Source organism: Marinomonas foliarum, assembly GCF_016906065.1.
GTDB classification, from domain to species: Bacteria; Pseudomonadota; Gammaproteobacteria; order Pseudomonadales; family Marinomonadaceae; genus Marinomonas; species Marinomonas foliarum.
The window spans coordinates 1,207,846-1,229,217 of record NZ_CP070273.1; the positions used below are offsets into that span (position 1 = coordinate 1,207,846).

Here is a 21,372-nt window from a genome sequence, read left to right on the forward strand (position 1 = left end):
CAGCGTTAGCTATCAGGCCTTCTTGATATAAAGCTTGACGATGCTTATCCCCTTGCGAGACTAGCATGGGCGATGGTGATTCCCCATAACGAAAAAACCCCGACCTGCTGAGCAGGACGGGGTTTCTCTTAATATAAAGCTTGACGACGACCTACTCTCACATGGGATCTCCCACACTACCATCGGCGATGGCGCTTTTCACTTCTGAGTTCGGGATGGGATCAGGTGGTTCAACGCCTCTATGATCGTCAAGCAATTCGTTTTGCGTTTGTTTTGAGCTATGCGTTGATTGCATTGTCTTTCGACTTGTCTCAAAACACGCGAATACGTGCTTGGATCTTTAACAATTCATTTTGAAATAACGTGTATCAAGTATTAAACCGGATCGTATTATGTGTCTTTTTAACGTTTTCGTTAAAACCACTTTGGTGTTATATGGTCAAGCCTCACGAGCAATTAGTATTGGTTAGCTCAATGCCTCACAGCACTTACACACCCAACCTATCAACGTCCTAGTCTCGAACGGCTCTTTAGGGGACTTATGTCCCAGTGAGATCTTATCTTAAGGGAGGCTTCCCGCTTAGATGCTTTCAGCGGTTATCCCGTCCGAACATAGCTACCCGGCAATGCCACTGGCGTGACAACCGGAACACCAGAGGTTCGTCCACTCCGGTCCTCTCGTACTAGGAGCAGCTCCTCTCAAATCTCAAACGTCCACGGCAGATAGGGACCGAACTGTCTCACGACGTTCTAAACCCAGCTCGCGTACCACTTTAAATGGCGAACAGCCATACCCTTGGGACCGGCTTCAGCCCCAGGATGTGATGAGCCGACATCGAGGTGCCAAACACCGCCGTCGATGTGAACTCTTGGGCGGTATCAGCCTGTTATCCCCGGAGTACCTTTTATCCGTTGAGCGATGGCCCTTCCATACAGAACCACCGGATCACTAAGACCTACTTTCGTACCTGCTCGACGTGTCTGTCTCGCAGTTAAGCGTGCTTTTGCCTTTACACTCTATGCATGATTTCCGACCATGCTGAGCACACCTTCGTGCTCCTCCGTTACTCTTTGGGAGGAGACCGCCCCAGTCAAACTACCCACCACACAGTGTCCTCGATCCCGATAAGGGACCTGAGTTAGAACCTCAAACATACCAGGGTGGTATTTCAAGAGTGGCTCCATGCAAACTGGCGTCTGCACTTCAAAGCCTCCCACCTATCCTACACAAGTAGGTTCAAAGTTCACTGTGAAGCTATAGTAAAGGTTCACGGGGTCTTTCCGTCTAGCCGCGGATACACAGCATCTTCACTGCGATTTCAATTTCACTGAGTCTCGGGTGGAGACAGTGTGGCCATCGTTACGCCATTCGTGCAGGTCGGAACTTACCCGACAAGGAATTTCGCTACCTTAGGACCGTTATAGTTACGGCCGCCGTTTACTTGGGCTTCGATCAAGAGCTTCGCTTGCGCTAACCCCATCAATTAACCTTCAAGCACCGGGCAGGCGTCACACCCTATACGTCCACTTTCGTGTTTGCAGAGTGCTGTGTTTTTAATAAACAGTCGCAGCCACCTGGTATCTTCGACCGACTAGTGCTTACGGAGCAAGTCCTTCACACCGGCCGGCGTACCTTCTCCCGAAGTTACGGTACCATTTTGCCTAGTTCCTTCACCCGAGTTCTCTCAAGCGCCTTGGTATTCTCTACCTGACCACCTGTGTCGGTTTGGGGTACGGTTCGATCATATCTGAAGCTTAGAAGTTTTTCCTGGAAGCATGGCATCAACCACTTCGCCCAAAAGAGGGCTCGTCGTCAGTTCTCGGTCTTAAAGGGACCCGGATTTGCCTAAGTCCCAAACCTACCGCCTTAAACACAGACAACCATCGCTGTGCTGGCCTAGCCTTCTCCGTCTCTCCATCGCAATATGTACGAGTACAGGAATATTAACCTGTTTCCCATCGACTACGCATTTCTGCCTCGCCTTAGGGGCCGACTCACCCTGCCCTGATTAACATGGGACAGGAAACCTTGGTCTTCCGGCGGGGGAGTTTTTCACTCCCCTTATCGTTACTCATGTCAACATTCGCACTTCTGATACCTCCAGCCTGCCTTACAGCTTGACCTTCAACGGCTTACAGAACGCTCCTCTACCATGCCTAGTAAACTAAGCATCCGTAGCTTCGGTGTACAGTTTGAGCCCCGTTATATCTTCCGCGCAGGCCGACTCGACTAGTGAGCTATTACGCTTTCTTTAAAGGATGGCTGCTTCTAAGCCAACCTCCTAGCTGTCTAAGCCTTCCCACATCGTTTCCCACTTAACTGTAACTTTGGGACCTTAGCTGACGGTCTGGGTTGTTTCCCTTTCCACGACGGACGTTAGCACCCGCCGTGTGTCTCCCGTAATTGCACTCATTGGTATTCGGAGTTTGCATGGGGTTGGTAAGTCGGGATGACCCCCTAGCCCAAACAGTGCTCTACCCCCAATGGTGAGATACGAGGCGCTACCTAAATAGCTTTCGAGGAGAACCAGCTATCTCCGAGCTTGATTAGCCTTTCACTCCTATCCACAAGTCATCCCCAGCCTTTTCAACGGATGTGGGTTCGGTCCTCCAGTTGATGTTACTCAACCTTCAACCTGCTCATGGATAGATCGCCCGGTTTCGGGTCTATTCCCAGCAACTAAACGCCCTATTAAGACTCGGTTTCCCTACGGCTCCACTATGTGCTTAACCTTGCTACTGAAAATAAGTCGTTGACCCATTATACAAAAGGTACGCAGTCACGGAACAAGTCCGCTCCCACTGCTTGTACGTACACGGTTTCAGGATCTATTTCACTCCCCTCACAGGGGTTCTTTTCGCCTTTCCCTCACGGTACTGGTTCACTATCGGTCAGTCAGGAGTATTTAGCCTTGGAGGATGGTCCCCCCATATTCAGACAGGATAACACGTGTCCCGTCCTACTCGTTTTCATGATTAAGGTGTTTTCGTATACGGGGCTATCACCCTCTATCGCGGCACTTTCCAGAGCCTTCTACTAACACCAAAACCACTTAAGGGCTAATCCCCTTTCGCTCGCCGCTACTTAGGGAATCTCGGTTGATTTCTTTTCCTCCGGGTACTTAGATGTTTCAGTTCCCCGGGTTCGCCTCCACACAGCTATGTATTCACTGTGGGATACTCTACAAGTAGAGTGGGTTTCCCCATTCGGACATGTTCGGATCAAAGTCTGTTTATCGACTCCCCGAACCTTTTCGCAGATTACCACGTCCTTCATCGCCTCTGACTGCCAAGGCATCCACCGTGCACGCTTGGTCACTTGACCATATAACCCAAAATAGTTTTTTACGATTCCAAAAGGAAAAGTAGAAACATAAATCAGACCACATACCAAAGAGCTTTTGTGTCTCTTTGGATTTACGATAATAGAAGTCACTAGGTTAAAGTGAACTTCCACCGGTTTAACGCTTGATTCATCGTTATTTCAAAATTCGAATTGTTAAAGAGCAAGTTTAGTGCAAAGCACTAAGTCAGAGACTAAAAATCACCCAACACACGAATGTGAAAGATGTTTAGCGTCTTGCTTAGAACTCTCTTCTAATCTTTTACACAGAGTGATCATCATCAGTAAATGGTGGAGCTATGCGGGATCGAACCGCAGACCTCCTGCGTGCAAAGCAGGCGCTCTCCCAGCTGAGCTATAGCCCCATTACTAACTAGATCGTATTTGGTTAATCGGAGAAGATATCTCCAATCAAATACCAGAATCTCAAGAACAAGGCTTTTAAGGTCGACGTTTAGTTTGCTAAACGAGGGCTTAAATAACGCGGTTATTGATATACTGGTGGGTCTGGGCCGATTTGAACGGCCGACCTCACCCTTATCAGGGGTGCGCTCTAACCAACTGAGCTACAGACCCAAATACTTTCTGTGCTTCTTATAAATTAGATATCAGATAATTTGTGTGAACGCTCACCAGAGGTTTCTATCGTTTAAGGAGGTGATCCAGCCCCAGGTTCCCCTAGGGCTACCTTGTTACGACTTCACCCCAGTCATTGACCACTCCGTGGTAACCGCCATCCCCGAAGGGTTAAGCTAGCTACTTCTGGAGCAATCAACTCCCATGGTGTGACGGGCGGTGTGTACAAGGCCCGGGAACGTATTCACCGTGACATTCTGATTCACGATTACTAGCGATTCCGACTTCATGGAGTCGAGTTGCAGACTCCAATCCGGACTACGACGTACTTTCTGGGATTCGCTTACTATCGCTAGTTCGCAGCCCTCTGTATACGCCATTGTAGCACGTGTGTAGCCCTACTCGTAAGGGCCATGATGACTTGACGTCGTCCCCACCTTCCTCCGGTTTGTCACCGGCAGTCTCCTTAAAGTTCCCACCCGAAGTGCTGGCAAATAAGGATAAGGGTTGCGCTCGTTACGGGACTTAACCCAACATTTCACAACACGAGCTGACGACAGCCATGCAGCACCTGTCTCAGTGTTCCCGAAGGCACCAAAGCATCTCTGCTAAGTTCACTGGATGTCAAGAGTAGGTAAGGTTCTTCGCGTTGCTTCGAATTAAACCACATGCTCCACCGCTTGTGCGGGCCCCCGTCAATTCATTTGAGTTTTAACCTTGCGGCCGTACTCCCCAGGCGGTCTACTTATTGCGTTAGCTGCGCCACTAAGTCATTACAACCCAACGGCTAGTAGACATCGTTTACGGCGTGGACTACCAGGGTATCTAATCCTGTTTGCTCCCCACGCTTTCGCACCTCAGTGTCAGTATCAGTCCAGGGTGTCGCCTTCGCCACTGATGTTCCTTCCTATATCTACGCATTTCACCGCTACACAGGAAATTCCACACCCCTCTACCGTACTCTAGCCTGCCAGTATCGGGTGCCATTCCAAGGTTGAGCCCTGGGATTTCACATCCGACTTAACAAACCACCTACGCGCGCTTTACGCCCAGTAATTCCGATTAACGCTTGCACCCTCTGTATTACCGCGGCTGCTGGCACAGAGTTAGCCGGTGCTTCTTCTGGGGCTAACGTCAAAATAACTAGGTATTAACTAGCTACCCTTCCTCACCCCTGAAAGTGCTTTACAACCCTAAGGCCTTCTTCACACACGCGGCATGGCTGGATCAGGCTTTCGCCCATTGTCCAATATTCCCCACTGCTGCCTCCCGTAGGAGTCTGGGCCGTGTCTCAGTCCCAGTGTGACTGGTCATCCTCTCAGACCAGTTAAAGATCGTCGCCTTGGTAGGCCTTTACCCTACCAACTAGCTAATCTTACGCAGGCTCATCTAATAGCGGAAGGCTCCGAAGAGTCCCCTCCTTTCCCCCTTAGGGCGTATGCGGTATTAGCATGCGTTTCCACATGTTGTCCCCCTCTACTAGGCAGATTCCTACGCGTTACTCACCCGTCCGCCGCTCGTCAGCAGGAGCAAGCTCCCCTGTTACCGCTCGACTTGCATGTGTTAAGCCTGCCGCCAGCGTTCAATCTGAGCCATGATCAAACTCTTCAGTTAAAAAGTTTGCTTACTCAAAATCTATTACACTAACAATAACTTAATCGACTCATCATCCCTAAGAACAATAAGCCAACATAAAGCGAATTGACGTGTTAGACGTTTCGCAAGACTTCAATTTTTTTGATCATCTCGAATCAGTTAAAAACCAATCCGGACAATCTTCTGAAGCCTCTAGCGAGCGCCCACACAAATTATCTGATTATCTATTTTAAAGAGCGTTTGACGTGTCGTTGAACTTGCTTACCAAGGTAAGTTGCAAACCGTTGCTTGCGTTGTTCTCCGTGTCAGTGGGGGCGTATAATACATTCTGAATTTTTTAGCGCAAGCTCTTTTTGCTCTTTTCTGAAAGTTTTTTTGTTTTTAGCTATAAAGTCCCAAATAAACAAAAGGCACCTAAGTGCCTTTTGTTTAATGAATGAACCTTCTCACCTAATAGTACTACCTACAAGACAAACAAGTGATGCTTCTTTTTACCTAGTTTTACTAAGAAGTACTTACCGAAGTAGCCATTCTGTGCAGTAAAAATCTCGGCCGCCCCCATGTTATCATTTAGACCTTTAGCAGCACCATTTACAAAGACAGAGTCTCGCTGAAGTGCATCTTTTACCTGTTTACCGCTTGCTGCGAGCCCCGCGTCTGCCATTAAACTAGTCAAAGGAGTTTGAGCCAAATCCACTTCACTCAATGAGCTACTTGGAAGACCATCTAGTTGAATTTGCTCGAGGTCTTGTTCACTAAGTTGGTCCGCCTCCCCACTAAACAACGCTTGAGTAATACGCTGAGCAGCTTGGAGACCTTCATCCCCATGAACCAAGCGAGTTGCTTCGCGAGCCAAAATGGCCTGCCCTTGAGGCTTACCTGTGCTTTCTTGATCCGTTTTTTCAATCACTTCAATCTCTTCAAGACTAAGGAAGGTGAAGAACTTCAAGAACTTATACACATCAGCGTCAGCTGTATTCATCCAAAATTGGTAAAACGCATACTGACTTGTTTTAGCAGAATCCAACCAAACGGCACCAGACTCTGTTTTACCAAATTTAGTACCATCCGACTTAGTAACAAGCGGCACTGTCATACCAAATGTTTGGGCTTGATTTTGACGACGGGAAAGATCAATCCCACCAACGATATTACCCCATTGGTCACTACCACCAATTTGTAAAGTGCAGTCGTACGCACGATTCAACTCAGCAAAATCCATACCTTGCAGCAAGGCATAAGAAAACTCAGTAAAAGATATCCCAGCACCTTCTCTATTCAACCGTTGCTGAACAGACTCTTTATTGATCATTGAGTTAACAGAAAAATGCTTGCCGATATCGCGTAAAAAATCCAACACGCTCATTTCCCCTGCCCAATCAAGGTTATTCACCACACGAGCAGGGTTAGGCACATTATCGAATTTTACAAACTGACTAACTTGCCCACGAATCTTCTCTGCCCATCCAGCAACAATGTCAGATGTATTCAACTGACGTTCAGCAGCCTTAAAGCTTGGATCACCGATAAGTCCTGTCGCGCCACCTACCAACGCAATGGGGTTGTGACCTGCATCTTGGAAACGCTTAAGCACAAGGAGAGGCACAAGGTGCCCCAAGTGCAAACTATCCGCCGTTGGATCAAAACCACAATAAAGAGTACGACTTCCAGCATCTAGATGTTTTTTTAGCTCTTCTTCTGCCGTCATTTGGGCGACAAGTCCACGAGCTTGCAAGTCATTTAATAGGTCTTTACTGCTTACAGTCATTATTTTGATCCATATCCTGATTAGTTTATCGTACTTAAGCATTCAATTATAAAAGTAATGTTGGTAGGATTATAAGGCTTTTATAAAGATTTTTTGGGTACACATTTTGATAAAGTTATTACCAACAAAGCATTTACTTCTGATTGCAGCGATAAGTGCATTCCTCGCCATAGTACTCATAGTGCTCCCAGAGGAAGAAATCGTCGACAACAATGAAATATCATTTGAAGCGAACTTCGAAGTAATCGACCAGTCACAGCTTATGCTTCATGACCTACAAAAGCTCACACCTAGAAACAATATCCCTCTTTCTAGCACTACAGAGCAACAGTATAGCGGAACCCCCTACGAAGCCCCTGTACCAGACACATTAGCAAAAAAATCCAGCCCTCCAACTTTTAAAACACAAGCGGTTGAAGTTAAATCTGGCGACTCCTTATCAAAGATTCTATCCAAGGCAGGCATATCCGCACAGGATATATACAAAGTCTCTCAAGCTGATAAAAAGCAAAAAACATTGCTTCAGATGAGACCAGGCCAAGAGATAAACTTCACGACAAATGAAGTTTCTGGCGAACTGACTCATTTAACACTAATTTTAAATCGTTTAGACAGTGTTGCCTTTGAAAGAAATGATAATGAATTTTCAAGATCTGAAGCATCAAGAACCCCAGAGGTAAACCAGACCTACAAAGAAGCCGAGATAAACAACTCTTTATTTGTCGATGGTTTAAGAGCTGGTATAGATCAACCTCTTTTAATTGAACTAGCTAATATTTTCGGATGGGATATCGACTTTGCGTTAGATATTAGAAAAGGCGATAGCTTGAGCGTACTTTATGAAGAGAAATTCCTTGATGGAGAAAAAATTGGAAATGGCAACATCATCGCCGCCCAATTTATCAATAATGGTAGAACGTATCAGGCAATTAGATTCCAAACCGAAAAAGGTGCAAATTACTATACACCTGACGGGCTAGCGATGAGAAAAGCCTTCATACGAACACCTGTCGACTTCACTAGAATTTCATCTAAATTCAACCCAAATCGTTTACATCCAATTTTCAAGACAAGTCGGCCACACAGAGGTGTTGACTATGCAGCAGCCAGCGGGACACCAGTTAAAGCAGCTGGCGATGGTAAAATTTCCTTTGCGGGCAAGCAAAATGGCTATGGAAATGTCGTCATCATCGATCATGGCAAAGGGTACCAGACACTTTATGCGCACCTAAAAGGGTTCGCTAGAGGCACTAAACGTGGTGCAAGAGTAAAACAAGGACAATTTATTGCCTATGTAGGACAAACAGGTTGGGCAACAGGCCCTCATCTACATTATGAATTTAGGATCAACGGTACTCACAAAAACCCTGTCACCGTTAAACTACCTAACGATGATCCTATGCCTAAGAAGGACTTACAAAAGTATCTTCCTTACGCAAAGCAAATCGTTGCGACGCTAGCGAACTCGCACTCCCCTACCTTTGCACAAAAGCTAGCTTCATTAAAAGATTAACGCAGACATAAAAAAAGCAGCCATATGGCTGCTTTTTACATATCACAACAAGATTAAATTGCGCTGTTAACAAACTCGATCAACTGAGATTTAGAAACCGCACCAACTTTAGTTGCAGCCACTTCACCGCCTTTAACAATCAGCAAAGTAGGAATACCACGAACATTGTATTTTGGCGCCGTCTCTTGGTTTTCATCAACATTCAGCTTAACCACTTTAATTTTGCCCGCGTATTCAGCTGCTACGTCTTCTAGAACAGGCGCGATCATTTTGCAAGGTCCACACCAAGGAGCCCAAAAATCCACAAGAACTGGGATATCTGAATTCAAAACCTCTTCTGCAAATTGCGCGTCAGTAATCTGAACTGTATTTTCACTCATATATAAGTTCCTTAAAAAATCTCTTTAACCAATGAATGGGGCTAGTGTACCACTAAATCATGAGGGTAAAAATGTGTTCAAACAAATTAAAATAATAGAAAAAAACTATAATAACAAAGAACGAATAGCCGTTGGTAACTCCAACAGTGAATGGACTTCCGCATGCGAACGAGCTCCCCATTCATCCTCCCAGCGTTGAGCACCATGACGATTAAACCAAACACTTCTCGCTCCAGCATTTGATGCTCCAAACACATCATCAACTGGGTGATCACCGATATGGATGATATCCGTCAGGTCAACGCCCGCCTGTTTCGCTGCCATAGAAAAGACATCTACAGAAGGTTTAGCAACACCTAGTTGATCGGCACGAACAGCAAAATCAAAATATTGCCCTAGACCAACATAAGGATGAAACACATCGGCATTGCCATTCGTAATAACAGCCATTGAATATTCTTGACTCAAGGATTCCAAAACACCAACAGCATGTGGATAAAGATCCACTTTCTGCCGCCATTCACAAAAGTGTGCCAAGGCAGCACTTGCAACAGAATCCGCTTCCTCTGATGGCAAGCCGAATTGTTTTAAAGCAAGTTTATAAATAGCCAAACGTATTGCAGTTAAATTCGGTGCAATCTCAGGATTTGACAGTATAACTTGGCCTTTCAGCTCTTCTCGAACAGAAAAAGGGAACTGACGGGAGAAACCAGGGAAACGCGTTTCAAACCAAGACTCCATTGCGTATTCTGCACGAGTAATAACGGGAGACACATCCCACAAAGTGTTATCTAAATCGAAGGTAATCAACACACTCATGGCAGCAACCTCAATAAAATTGCACTTAACAAATCAGCAACGTATTGAAGAAACAAAGCCCCCTTCTCTTTATCAAAAGCAGATTTACTTTCCGCCCCCAACACAAGAACACCACACCTTTTAATTTCACCCCCCGCTCTAGACAGTAATGGCAAAACAGCAACAGACTCGATCGAAGAGGCACCATCAGCAAAAAGGTAATTCATTTCATTAGCTGGCAGTACGCCACAAAAACAATCAGAGAAACCTGCGGCATGAGACAAAAATGCATCATCTTCCACTAGCTGATGAGTCCTAATAGCACTATCGGGAAACTCACCATACAAGATAAGCGCATGGTGGGATACTTCAAAATCATCGCGCACCATGTCATCAATAACAACAGCAAGGTCATCTAAAGAACTGCAAGTAAGGCCAGCCAAAACTAAACGACGACTCTTTTGCATAGTAGACTCATTATCACGAGCGACATCTACAAGACGCTCAAACTGACTACGGTAGTCCGCAGTCGTCTTTCGCAATAGATTCACTTGATACTCAAGCAACGAAATCACTTTTCCATTAACTGGATGAGGAAGCGTCAGGCTCTCCAACAAATCAGTATGCCGGCTAAAAAAGTCCGGTTTTTGTGACAAATATTGAACAACATCGTCTTCGCTCATAATTCCTCTATAGGTAAATTTGACCTTCGAATACTTTCTCAGCAGGGCCTGTCATCAGAATAGGCAACCCCTCCCCCTGCCATTCAATATGCAAATCACCACCACGTAGATGTGCAGTGACTTTAGGTGACAACCAACCTTGCTTAATTCCAGCAACTACAGCAGCACAAGCACCAGTGCCGCAGGCTTGAGTTTCACCCACGCCACGTTCAAATACACGTAAGTTGATTTCATCAGAACTAATAACCTGCATAAAACCAACATTTACTTTACGAGGAAAGCGTTCATGGCACTCGATTAAGGGCCCAGTCTTTGCTACTTCACTATCAATGAGCTGATCAACTTTGATCACAGCGTGAGGATTACCAACAGAGACCGGTGTAATGAAATATTCCGTATCACCAGCCATGACACTATAAAGCCCATCACAAGGCCCCGCAGTAAATGGCAAATCTTCTGGCGCAAAGCTTGGCTCGCCCATATCTACCGTAACAAGACCACCATCCAGCACACGTAACTGAATAGCGCCACGCTTTGTCTCGACATTAATGATACGTTTATTGGTTAATTCACGGTCTAAAACAAACTTAGCAAAGCAACGAGCACCGTTTCCACAATGCTCCACTTCACTGCCATCAGAGTTATAAATACGGTAACGAAAATCCATATCTGGGTTCATCGGTGGCTCGACCACTAATAGCTGGTCAAAACCGATCCCCCAATTACGGTCACTCAATTTCTCGATCTGTTGTTTATTAAAAAACACTTTACGAGACACGGCATCAACGACGACAAAGTCATTACCTAGACCATGCATTTTGGTAAATTTTAACAACACGACGAACTCCTCAGTCTGGCAAGATTTGCTCACCAGCTAACTGATGCTCAATCGTTTCACGAGCACGAATTAAATGCGTTGTGTCACCGTCAACCATCACCTCGGCCGCACGATTACGGCTATTGTAGTTTGACGCCATCGTAAATCCGTACGCTCCTGCTGAACGAACAACCAATAAATCACCAGCCTGAATATCCAATTCACGGTCTTTACCTAAAAAATCCCCCGTTTCACAGATGGGACCAACAAGGTCATAGCTCCGCTTACCTTCTGAAGTAGGTAACAAAGATACCGGAACAATATTCATCCATGCGCCATACAAAGAGGGACGAATAAGATCGTTCATTGCGCCATCAATAATGGCAAAATTTTTGTGAGGTGTGCATTTTAAAAACTCAACTTGTGTCAACAAAACACCCGCATTTGCTGCAATAGAACGACCTGGCTCAAAAGCCAATTCAAAATCCTTACCTTTTACTTTATCCAGTAAAAGTTTTGCGTATTCCGCTGGTTCTGGTGGCACTTCATCACGGTAACGAACGCCCAGACCGCCACCAAGATCAAGATGCTTAATCTTAATCCCTTCAGCGGAAAGCTCATCAACCAAACCGATTAGACGATCAAAGGTATCTAAGAAAGGTTTAAGCTCTGTCAGCTGCGAGCCAATGTGGCAATCTACACCCATAACATTTAAGTTAGGCAATTCGTGCGCAATTTTATAAATGCGAACTGCGTCTTGGATATCGATACCAAACTTGTTTTCTTTCAAGCCAGTAGAGATATATGGGTGAGTTTTTGCATCCACATCTGGGTTAACACGCAAAGAAACAGGTGCTATTTTGCCCATTTCCCCTGCGACCTGGTCTAGTCGATATAATTCCGCTTCAGACTCAACGTTGAAACAGTGAATACCAACCTCAAGCGCTCGACGCATTTCGGCTGCCTGCTTACCTAATCCAGAAAACATAACCTTTGAAGGGTCACCACCGGCTTTCAAAACACGTTCCAATTCACCAACTGAAACGATGTCAAAACCTGACCCAAGTCGAGCCAATACATTTAAAATCGCAATATTGGAGCAGGCTTTTACGGCATAACAAATTAAAGTTGGGTGCGATGCAAACGCATCTGCATATGCTTTGTAATGACGTTCTAACGTAGCACGAGAATAAACGTAACAAGGTGTTCCGTACTGATTAGCGATATCTGATAAAGCAACATCCTCTGCGTACAGAGTTTGATTTGAGTAATTAAAAAAATCCAAAGGGGAATCCTCAGCTATAAAGACGACTCTTGTTGTGGCACAGCAGCATCATTTGGCAAATAAAGAGCACCTTTATTTCCACAAGCGGCCAAAACAACAGCCAAAACACATACTAAAGCCCACTTAGACATCATCTTATCTCTTCTATTTTTGATTGAGACAGTATACCTTGCAGCCAGTTCGTTTCCCAACCCCAGCGAGTTAATTACATGGATAATCTTTTCAAAGAATTCTTTCAATAGATTTAGCATGCGTACGAGCTTGAATTTGCTATATTAGCCTCAAGCTATAAAGTACCGACTTAACTTGGACTCAAACATCACCAACATCAATAAAGCGCGAACAATAAGAAAGACTATGAGAAACAGGATTGCCCCATGGATGGCTGCACTTGCCTGCGCCATCGCAATACACATACTCATAATTGAAATATCAGAAAACCAACATTGGTTTGATATAGACACTCGACCTTCCACCTTTGAATTATTGTTATTACCTGCACAAAACAGCCAAAACGATCAACCTGTAGAAGCAGGTACATTTGCACAAGATAAAGAAATGACATCTTCTGACACACCTGAAGATGCACATCCCACAAACACAGAACAAGTTGAGCCATCATCTGCCAATAACACTGAAGTTCCGACAGGCAAAGAGCTCAGTGAAAGAGAAATTGAATTTGATCCCGAAGAGATCGTTAGCAACATGAATAACGAGTTAGCAGATTCTGCGGATGGATTGCAGGAAGGCGAATTACAGAGTACCGAACAGGGCTCTATTTTGGCCCCATCGCAATTAAACTTAGATAAACCGGACCTTCTAGATTTATCAAAAGTATCCTTATCACCAGAAGCAACCAACGAATCACTAGCTGATGTTTTCTCCGCTGAACTAAGGGATAAAATTGAAGAATCCAAAAAAGCACAAAAAGACTATCTGAAAGGCCTAACAAAAGAAGTGGACTACCCAATAACAAAAGACGCGGATGGAACACGCTATGTCAACATCAAAGGGGTTTGCTGGAAACTACCCAAAGAAGGCAGCAATGAAGGTTGGGCCATTGTGTTTGACGGCTGCGGTGTCAAATCCAAACTTTTTCACTTTGAACTAAATATTTCACCTAGCATCATCACAAATGAAGTATTAGGTCCGGATTCGCCATTCAACCTAGATCAACCAATAAAACAATAACCCTCTGAGGCCTGACACACATAAAAAAAGCGGCAACCCTAAGGTTACCGCTTTTTTAGCATTGTCATTTAGTCTAGCAAAACTTAGCGCGCAGCTAAATCTGCTTTAGCGCGCTCTACTGCTAGTAACACTTGAGCTGGAGCCGTTCCACCAATGTGATTACGGGCCGCAACAGAACCTTCAAGTGTCAAAACATCAAAAACATCCGCTTCAATCATGCTACCGAAAGACTGTAGCTCTTCCAGCGTCATTTCGGATAAATCTTTACCTTCTTTCACGCCATAGCCAACCGCTTTACCAACGATTTCATGAGCGTCTCGGAAAGCCACACCGTGACGAACCAAGTAATCCGCCAAATCGGTTGCAGTAGAGAAACCACGGCGAGCCGCTTCATACATATGCTCTTTACGAGACTCTATTGCAGGAATCATATCGGCAAAGGCACGCAATGAACCTTTTAGCGTGTCAACCGTATCAAACAAAGGCTCTTTGTCTTCTTGGTTATCTTTGTTGTACGCCAGACACTGAGACTTCATCAAAGTTAACAAGCCCATCAAATGTCCGTAAACACGACCGGTTTTGCCTCGAACCAATTCTGGCACATCAGGATTTTTCTTCTGCGGCATAATAGATGAGCCTGTACAGAAGCGATCTGGCAAATAAATGAAATTAAACTGCGCAGATACCCACATCACCATCTCTTCTGCCCAACGAGACATATGCATCATGATGATAGACGCTGTTGCCGTGAACTCGATAGCAAAATCTCGGTCACTAACAGAATCCAATGAGTTATAAGTCGGACGCTCAAACCCTAGTAACTCAGCGGTCATATGACGATCAATCGGATAAGTTGTACCCGCTAGCGCCGCCGCACCAAGCGGTAAAATATTAATACGTTTACGGCAATCCACCAGACGCTCGTAATCACGCTGCATCATTTCATACCAAGCCATCAAATGATGACCAAAAGTAACTGGCTGAGCCGTTTGCAAGTGAGTAAAGCCCGGCATAATTGTATTGGCTTCTTTTTCCGCCAAACTCAAAATCCCCTGCTGAAGTCGAGTCACTTCTTCCATCAAGAAATCCACTTCATCACGCATATAAAGGCGAATGTCTGTGGCTACTTGGTCGTTACGAGAACGACCTGTGTGCAGTTTCTTGCCAGTAATACCGATCTTCTGCGTCAAGCGAGCTTCGATGTTCATGTGGACATCTTCTAACTCAACAGACCACTCAAACTCGCCACGGGCAATTTCATCTTCAATTTCGGTCAGACCCTGAATAATCTGATCTCGTTCTTCTTCCGTCAAAACACCAACGCTAGCCAGCATTTTGCCGTGAGCAATTGACCCTTGAATATCCTGTTTAGCCATACGTTGATCAAACTCAACAGACGCAGTAAAACGCGCGACAAACGCATCAACAGGCTCAGAAAAACGACCACCCCATTGCTGGTTCGTGGTTTTATTAGTATCAGTCATTCGGTTGGTTCCCACACAAATTCAAACAGCTGCCAAGAGTACATTAAGCGCCTCGACTTATAAAGCATTGAAAGATGACGGAGTCCTTCTTAGCGAGTATCATTGAAGCAGAAAATTGAAAGGTATTTGTCCATCTACAAGTCATTAGGAGATGAAGTGAAAGATAAGATTGTGATTGCAACCAGAGAAAGCCAGTTAGCCCTTTGGCAAGCCAACAACGTCAAAGCGCAACTAGAAAGCCTCTACCCAGATATGAAAGTTGAATTGCTTGGCATGACAACAAAAGGCGATCAAATCTTAGATTCACCACTTTCTAAAATTGGCGGAAAAGGCCTCTTTGTTAAAGAATTAGAAAGCGCTCTTATTGAAGGCCGCGCAGACATCGCCGTGCACTCCATGAAAGATGTACCAATGGCGTTCCCAGAAGGGTTAGGTCTTGCCGTCATTTGTGAGCGGGAGGACCCTAGTGATGCCTTTGTTTCCAATAAAGTGGAATCACTGGATCAATTACCCAGTGGCGCAGTCGTAGGAACATCAAGCTTACGACGCTCTTGTCAATTAAAAATGAATCGTCCTGACTTGATTATTAAAGACCTACGCGGCAACGTCAACACGCGACTAAGAAAAATGGACGACGGTGAATACGATGCCATCATTCTGGCAACCGCTGGCTTAATTCGTCTAGAAATGTTTGATCGAATTAGACAAAAAATTCCAGCCGACACAAGTTTGCCCGCGGGCGGACAAGGTGCAATGGGCATTGAGTGCCGCTCCGATGACATGCAAACCATTAATTTATTAGCCCCATTACAGCATGAAGAAACAGCCATTCGCGTAACCGCTGAACGCGCAGTGAATGAACGCCTTAATGGTGGTTGCCAAGCTCCTATTGCCTGTTTTGCTATATTAAACGAAGATACTCTTTGGCTAAGAGGTTTAGTAGGTAGCCCAGACGGCAAAACCATGATTGAAGGTGAAATTCGTGGACACAAAGACGATGCTAAATCACTAGGCGTTCAATTAGCCGATGATTTACTTGCCCGTGGCGCTGACGTCATTCTTGATGCTTTGTACAAATAAAATAGGCGAAACATTGGTGCAAGACTGTCAGATCCTCATCACTCGGCCCGAGCCTGAAAACTCACTCAGCTGTGAACGTGTTCGCACTCATGGCTGGGTAGCGGTTCCACTTCCTATGCTGGAAATTTCACCGATAGAAGAGGCAAACAAGAAAGCTGCCATTCGAGCACAAGTATTTGATATCGACACATTTGATTACGTCATATTTGTCAGTAAAAATGCAGCTCGGCTCGCTTGTGATTGGTTGGATGACTGTTGGCCAATGCTGCCTGCCAGTGTTCATTGGATAGGCATAGGTCAAGGAACAACACAGACATTGCTTGATGAGGGTGTTCCAGCGCTATCAAATCCAGGGCACACCACAGAAGCCTTACTTGATTGGTTGAAACCTGCAAGAATGAAAGATCAGAAAATACTGATTGTTCGCGGTGAAGGTGGTCGCCCAGAACTGGGTAATAAACTAGAAGAGCGAGGAGCAAAAATTAGCTACCTTTCACTCTATGAAAGAAAAAAACCTCAGTATTCAGCTCAAACTTTCTTCATGCTGCCCGATATCAATTTAATATGGGCTACCAGTGGCGAAAGTTTACTCAACCTATCAGAATACGTATCAAAGAATAAACTAGGGTGGAAAGCTCTGCCGATAATGACACCGAGTATTAGGGTCAATCAGCAAGCAAAAGAAATGGGTTGGATAAATGCCTCGTGCGCAAATGGCGCAGACGATAACAGCTTGATCAAAGCGACGGAACTTCATACAGGAAAACAGAATGACTGAGAGCAACCAGCAAGAGAAACAACCAAAAGATGCAACTGAAGCCACTCCTGTCACGGCACTAAAAGATAATGCCGATCAGTCAAGTTCTCCACAATCAAAAGACGAAAATACGTCAACAAGCAATATATTAGGCTCTCTTGCCTTAGGCCTTTCTGCTATCGCCGTTGCAACCAGCGGCTGGCTTTATTTCCAAAGTATTCAAACTACACTTCCACAAGACGTCCAACAACTGATGGCGCAGCAAAACACACTAAGCAGTAAACTTTCTGGTAATACACTTAACCAATCTCAACTAAGCGAACTCATAAAAAAAGTCAGTTTATCCGATCAAGTGATTCAATCTCAGAAAGAGCAATTGATAACACAGCAAGCTCTACAGAACGAAAAATTACAATCGCTTCAAGCGAAGCTTAATCGCCTAAGCAACACGACCAAAGAAGATTGGAAATTAGCGGAAGCGGAATATTTGATTCGACTTGCAAACCAGCGACTATTATTGGAAGCCGATAGCAGCGGCGCTGTCACTCTACTTTCGAACGCTGACGACATTCTAAACGAATTACAAGACCCGATTGTGTTTGCAACACGAAAAGCTCTCGCCAAGGACATCCAAGCCTTAAAGTCGATCAATCAGTTTGATTTAGAAGGCGCATATCTTCAGTTAAACACTCTGTATGACAGTGTTGAATCACTGCCTCAGCGGGAACCATCGAAAGAATGGCAGGCCAACACATCAAAAACCTTATCCGAGAATGCGGAAGTAGAAAACACCTCCGTTAACAGCTTTAAATCAGTGTTGGATAGCTTTTGGACATCGATACGCTCATTGGTGGTGATTAACTACAATCACAAACCCATTAAAGCATTACTACCACCAGCAGAATACCAACAACTTATTACTGGTTTACAGTTACAATTGGAAGTGGCTCAAGTCGCATTAATAAAGGGTGAGCCTGCCATTTATCAGCAAGCCTTATCTCGAGTAGCCAATGCGACAACGGAGCATTTTGAAACCCAGTCAACTACAGTTACTACATTTCTAGCCAGTTTAACCGCACTACAACAACTCAATCCTTCTCCAGATTTACCATCGCCAAGAGATTCACTATTGGCAGTAAAATCATTAACGAAAGAATGGAACTCTCGTGGAGCAGAAAATACTGAGACAATTAACTCAGCAGACTCAACAAACAGCACTTCGCCTCAAATAGAATCAGGAGATAATGCATGAGAAAACTCCTCTTTTTATTAGTTATCATGATGGCCGTTGGTGGCGTTTTGGGGCTGCTCATGCGCCAAGATAGTGGCTACGTTTTACTAGCGTATAACGGTGTCACTATTGAAACCAGCTTATGGGTTTTGATCGTCGCCATGATCATCACACTCTACGTGCTTAGCTGGGTAAAACGCATATTGTTCATCACACTACGACCAAGCAACTCTCTGGCAAAAGTAACAGGAAACCTAGCGCAAAAAAGAGCGTCTCGAAATACTATTCGGGGTATGTTGGAGCTTGTTGGTGGCAATTGGAACAAAGCGGAGAAACTGCTTACCAATAGCGCAGAGAAAGTCCCTTACCCATTAATAAACTACATTGGTGCAGCTTACGCAGCCAGCGAGCAAGATGAACACGAGCGCTCCAAAGCCCTACTGCGTTCTGCCCATAAATCCACACCTGAAGCAGAGTTCGCCATTGGCTTTGCTCAAAGTCAGATACAAATAAAGCAAGAGCACTACGAAGGCGCTCTTGCCTCGCTACTACGCTTGCAAAAACTAAAACCAAAGCATCGACAAACCTTAAAAATGCTAGTCAGTGTCTACACTCGACTAAAAGATTGGGATGCTTTATTAGCACTTACCCCTACACTCAAAAAAGAGGGTATTTTTGATGGCGACAATATGCTCGAGCTAGAAAAGAACGCCTTTCTAGCATTATTAGATAAAATTAAATTTCGAAATAAGCTTGGACAGAATAAGAAAGAGCTCGTGTCTGAAGTGGAAAGTCTATGGAATAAGCTAGATACACTGTCGCAAGACGACCGTATGAGAAAGCTGTACGCCCAAACACTGATTCACTTTGGTGATGATGCTAAAGCTGAAAGTTTTATTAGAGTGAGTTTAAATCAGAACTGGTCCGAAGCACTCATCTATGAATACAGCAATATACAACAAGACAACCCTAAGAAGTTATTAAGTTACTGCGAAAGCTGGCTTAAAAAAGCACCAGCAAGCGCCAATCTATACCTCGCCTGTGGCCGTTTAAGCCAAGCTATGATGCTTTGGGGTAAAGCCCGAGATTATTACGAGCAAGCCCTTTCACTGGACAGCCATAATGAAGCACTTGCTGAGCTTAGTCGTCTACTTAAAGCTATGGGGGACGCCAAAGCAAGCCAAGAGCTAATGATGATCAATTTAAATCAAGCTAGTGATCAGTTAAAACCACTACCTTTACCTTAGAAACGTTGTAAACAATAACCAAAGAAAGCGCCGTTATTTACATAACGGCGCTTTTTAATGTCATATCAGATCACTTAAATCGGACGACTAGCTCATGCATATTATCTGCAACGCTTTGTAAGGAGCGAATACTGTCACTCGATTGGTTCGATTTTTCAGAACTAGCTACCGATAAGTCAGAAATCCGTACAACCTGTCTATTAATATCTTCCGAAACATGCGCCTGCTCTTCTACTGCAGCCGACATTTGCATCGCCATCTCTGAGATGTTCGACACGGCACTTACAATGCTCGCGAACGAATTCTCCATCTCGATAATTTTCTCTAAGCCTTGCGCCGCATCTTGTTTACCTTGGTTGGCAATGGATACTGAGCTTTTCGCACCACTACGCAATGTTTCTATAATATGGTGAATATCTTTTGTTGATCCTTGCGTTCTTTGAGCCAGTTGACGAACCTCATCTGCAACCACGGCAAAACCTCGACCATGCTCACCAGCTCGAGCTGCCTCAATTGCCGCATTCAAAGCCAAAAGATTGGTTTGTTCTGCAATTTGATCAATCATCTGTGCAACTTGCGCAATTTGCTCAGAACGATCTGCCAGTTCTTGTACCGTAGCACCAATATCATTAACAGTATCACTCAACTTACGTATCGAATGTCGGGTTTCTTCAACGATTTTCTGCCCACTTTCTGCGGATTTGGATGAAGACTTAGCACTGTCAGCCGTCATCTGAACATGCTCGGCAACATCATTAATAGTGGTGGTCATTTGCTGCATCGCCGCAGCAACATCTTGAGTTTCATGCTGCTGACTGGCCATACCCTTCGTTGTTTCAAGGGTCAATTCCAATCCTATTTTAGACTGTTCGGAGACCTTTAAAGATTCATCTTCAAAACGCGTTAATACTGCATCCATCCTTGATAGCAAGCTTTTCACACCAACATCTAGCGTAGCAACATCTAAGCTTCGATCAGAGTATGTAATACCCGCAAGTGGGTGAAGAAAAGACGTAGATAAACGCTTTCTTAACGTCGACTGCAGTTTGACATTGTTTAGTACAAACAAGCTATTAGCCAACAAACTTGTTACCGTTAAAACCCCCAAACCATAAAGAACATCGACACTTCCCGCTGCAATGGCCAAAACAAAGCCACCAACGGGTAACAACACTTTCCATGACATAAACGATCTTGGTATAACATTTTTACCATTCACAATGCGCTGATATACCTTTTCAGCTCGCACCACATCTTCTCGTTTAGGTACGGTTCTGACGGATTCATAACCAACAACTTCACCTGCCTCAGTAACAGGAGTCACATAAGCGTCTACCCAATAATAATCACCATTTTTACAGCGATTTTTTACCAATCCCATCCAGGCTTTACCTTGTTTTAAGGTTTCCCACATAATTTGAAAAGCCTCTTTGGGCATATCTGGATGACGTACGATATTATGGTGACTACCTATTAATTCACTCTTATCAAAGCCGCTGATTTTTACAAAAGCATCATTACAATGGAGTATTTGACCTTTTAGATCTGTAGTAGTAATTAATTTTTCATTCTGAGCAAAGGTTTTCTCTTGCTTTGTTACAGGTAGATTTTGACGCATAGAAA

General features: G+C 44.6%; 15 protein-coding genes, 2 tRNA genes and 3 rRNA genes. 6 read left to right on the forward strand and 14 right to left on the reverse strand.

Features of this window, described 5'->3' with window-relative positions; all coding sequences use genetic code 11:
• Positions 1–138 precede the first annotated feature (138 nt).
• From rrf to tyrS, 6 genes are all read right to left on the reverse strand, one after another.
• A 5S ribosomal RNA gene (rrf, locus tag JSY38_RS05570) occupies positions 139–253 on the reverse strand.
• 182 nt (positions 254–435) lie between these two features.
• Positions 436–3,325: ribosomal RNA gene (locus JSY38_RS05575) — 23S ribosomal RNA — on the reverse strand.
• A gap of 307 nt (positions 3,326–3,632) precedes the next feature.
• Positions 3,633–3,708 (reverse strand) — tRNA-Ala (locus JSY38_RS05580).
• A gap of 134 nt (positions 3,709–3,842) precedes the next feature.
• Positions 3,843–3,919 (reverse strand) — tRNA-Ile (locus JSY38_RS05585).
• A 74-nt stretch (positions 3,920–3,993) separates the two neighbouring features.
• Positions 3,994–5,533: ribosomal RNA gene (locus JSY38_RS05590) — 16S ribosomal RNA — on the reverse strand.
• The 16S, 23S and 5S rRNA genes sit together here with 2 tRNA genes alongside, the layout of an rRNA operon.
• Positions 5,534–5,978: 445 nt before the next feature.
• Positions 5,979–7,283, reverse strand: coding sequence for a tyrosine--tRNA ligase (gene tyrS / locus JSY38_RS05595; RefSeq protein WP_114413708.1), 1,305 nt, complete (start codon positions 7,281–7,283; stop codon positions 5,979–5,981).
• Between the two features lie 106 nt (positions 7,284–7,389).
• Between tyrS and JSY38_RS05600 the strand changes: the two genes are divergently transcribed.
• Positions 7,390–8,796 (forward strand): peptidoglycan DD-metalloendopeptidase family protein, encoded by a 1,407-nt coding sequence (locus JSY38_RS05600; protein WP_205115739.1) that lies wholly within the window; start codon positions 7,390–7,392, stop codon positions 8,794–8,796.
• Between the two features lie 53 nt (positions 8,797–8,849).
• Here JSY38_RS05600 and trxA read toward each other — a convergent pair whose 3' ends face one another.
• The 6 genes from trxA to lptM form a co-directional block, all read right to left on the reverse strand.
• Positions 8,850–9,176, reverse strand: coding sequence for a thioredoxin TrxA (gene trxA / locus JSY38_RS05605; RefSeq protein WP_110577410.1), 327 nt, complete (start codon positions 9,174–9,176; stop codon positions 8,850–8,852).
• A gap of 105 nt (positions 9,177–9,281) precedes the next feature.
• Positions 9,282–9,995, reverse strand: a complete 714-nt coding sequence (locus JSY38_RS05610) for an HAD family hydrolase (protein ID WP_205115740.1) — start codon at positions 9,993–9,995, stop codon at positions 9,282–9,284.
• The gene (locus JSY38_RS05615) at positions 9,992–10,657 is read right to left on the reverse strand and encodes a DUF484 family protein (protein ID WP_205115741.1); all 666 of its coding nucleotides are present in this window, start codon (positions 10,655–10,657) and stop codon (positions 9,992–9,994) included. The genes JSY38_RS05610 and JSY38_RS05615 overlap by 4 nt, the downstream gene beginning before the upstream one ends.
• Before the next feature lie 7 nt (positions 10,658–10,664).
• A complete protein-coding gene (dapF, locus tag JSY38_RS05620; protein WP_205115742.1) occupies positions 10,665–11,495 on the reverse strand; it encodes a diaminopimelate epimerase in 831 nt (276 codons plus the stop codon).
• A gap of 10 nt (positions 11,496–11,505) precedes the next feature.
• Positions 11,506–12,759 carry a diaminopimelate decarboxylase gene (gene lysA, locus JSY38_RS05625; protein ID WP_205115743.1) on the reverse strand — a complete coding sequence of 418 codons (1,254 nt, stop codon included), beginning with the start codon at positions 12,757–12,759 and terminating at the stop codon, positions 11,506–11,508.
• A 14-nt stretch (positions 12,760–12,773) separates the two neighbouring features.
• Complete coding sequence (gene lptM / locus JSY38_RS05630) at positions 12,774–12,893, reverse strand: LPS translocon maturation chaperone LptM (RefSeq protein ID WP_205115744.1); 120 nt, start codon at positions 12,891–12,893, stop codon at positions 12,774–12,776.
• 223 nt (positions 12,894–13,116) lie between these two features.
• On the opposite strand from lptM, the gene JSY38_RS05635 reads away from it, so the two are divergent.
• Positions 13,117–13,950: a hypothetical protein gene (locus JSY38_RS05635; protein WP_205115745.1), complete on the forward strand. Its 834-nt coding sequence runs from the start codon at positions 13,117–13,119 to the stop codon at positions 13,948–13,950.
• An 83-nt stretch (positions 13,951–14,033) separates the two neighbouring features.
• Here the strand turns inward: JSY38_RS05635 and argH are convergent, their stop codons facing one another.
• A complete protein-coding gene (argH, locus tag JSY38_RS05640; RefSeq protein ID WP_114413715.1) occupies positions 14,034–15,434 on the reverse strand; it encodes an argininosuccinate lyase in 1,401 nt (466 codons plus the stop codon).
• 156 nt (positions 15,435–15,590) lie between these two features.
• On the opposite strand from argH, the gene hemC reads away from it, so the two are divergent.
• Genes hemC through JSY38_RS05660 form a run of 4 tightly spaced genes read left to right on the forward strand, consistent with a single transcriptional unit; the run spans position 15,591 to position 19,749 of the window.
• Complete coding sequence (gene hemC / locus JSY38_RS05645) at positions 15,591–16,514, forward strand: hydroxymethylbilane synthase (protein ID WP_114413716.1); 924 nt, start codon at positions 15,591–15,593, stop codon at positions 16,512–16,514.
• A 16-nt stretch (positions 16,515–16,530) separates the two neighbouring features.
• Complete coding sequence (locus tag JSY38_RS05650; protein WP_205115747.1) at positions 16,531–17,292, forward strand: uroporphyrinogen-III synthase; 762 nt, start codon at positions 16,531–16,533, stop codon at positions 17,290–17,292.
• Complete coding sequence (locus JSY38_RS05655) at positions 17,285–18,523, forward strand: uroporphyrinogen-III C-methyltransferase (protein WP_205115749.1); 1,239 nt, start codon at positions 17,285–17,287, stop codon at positions 18,521–18,523. Before JSY38_RS05650 ends, JSY38_RS05655 begins: the two co-directional genes overlap by 8 nt.
• Complete coding sequence (locus JSY38_RS05660) at positions 18,520–19,749, forward strand: heme biosynthesis HemY N-terminal domain-containing protein (protein ID WP_205115751.1); 1,230 nt, start codon at positions 18,520–18,522, stop codon at positions 19,747–19,749. The genes JSY38_RS05655 and JSY38_RS05660 overlap by 4 nt, the downstream gene beginning before the upstream one ends.
• A gap of 70 nt (positions 19,750–19,819) precedes the next feature.
• Here the strand turns inward: JSY38_RS05660 and JSY38_RS05665 are convergent, their stop codons facing one another.
• Positions 19,820–21,367: a methyl-accepting chemotaxis protein gene (locus tag JSY38_RS05665; protein WP_205115753.1), complete on the reverse strand. Its 1,548-nt coding sequence runs from the start codon at positions 21,365–21,367 to the stop codon at positions 19,820–19,822.
• Positions 21,368–21,372 lie beyond the last annotated feature (5 nt).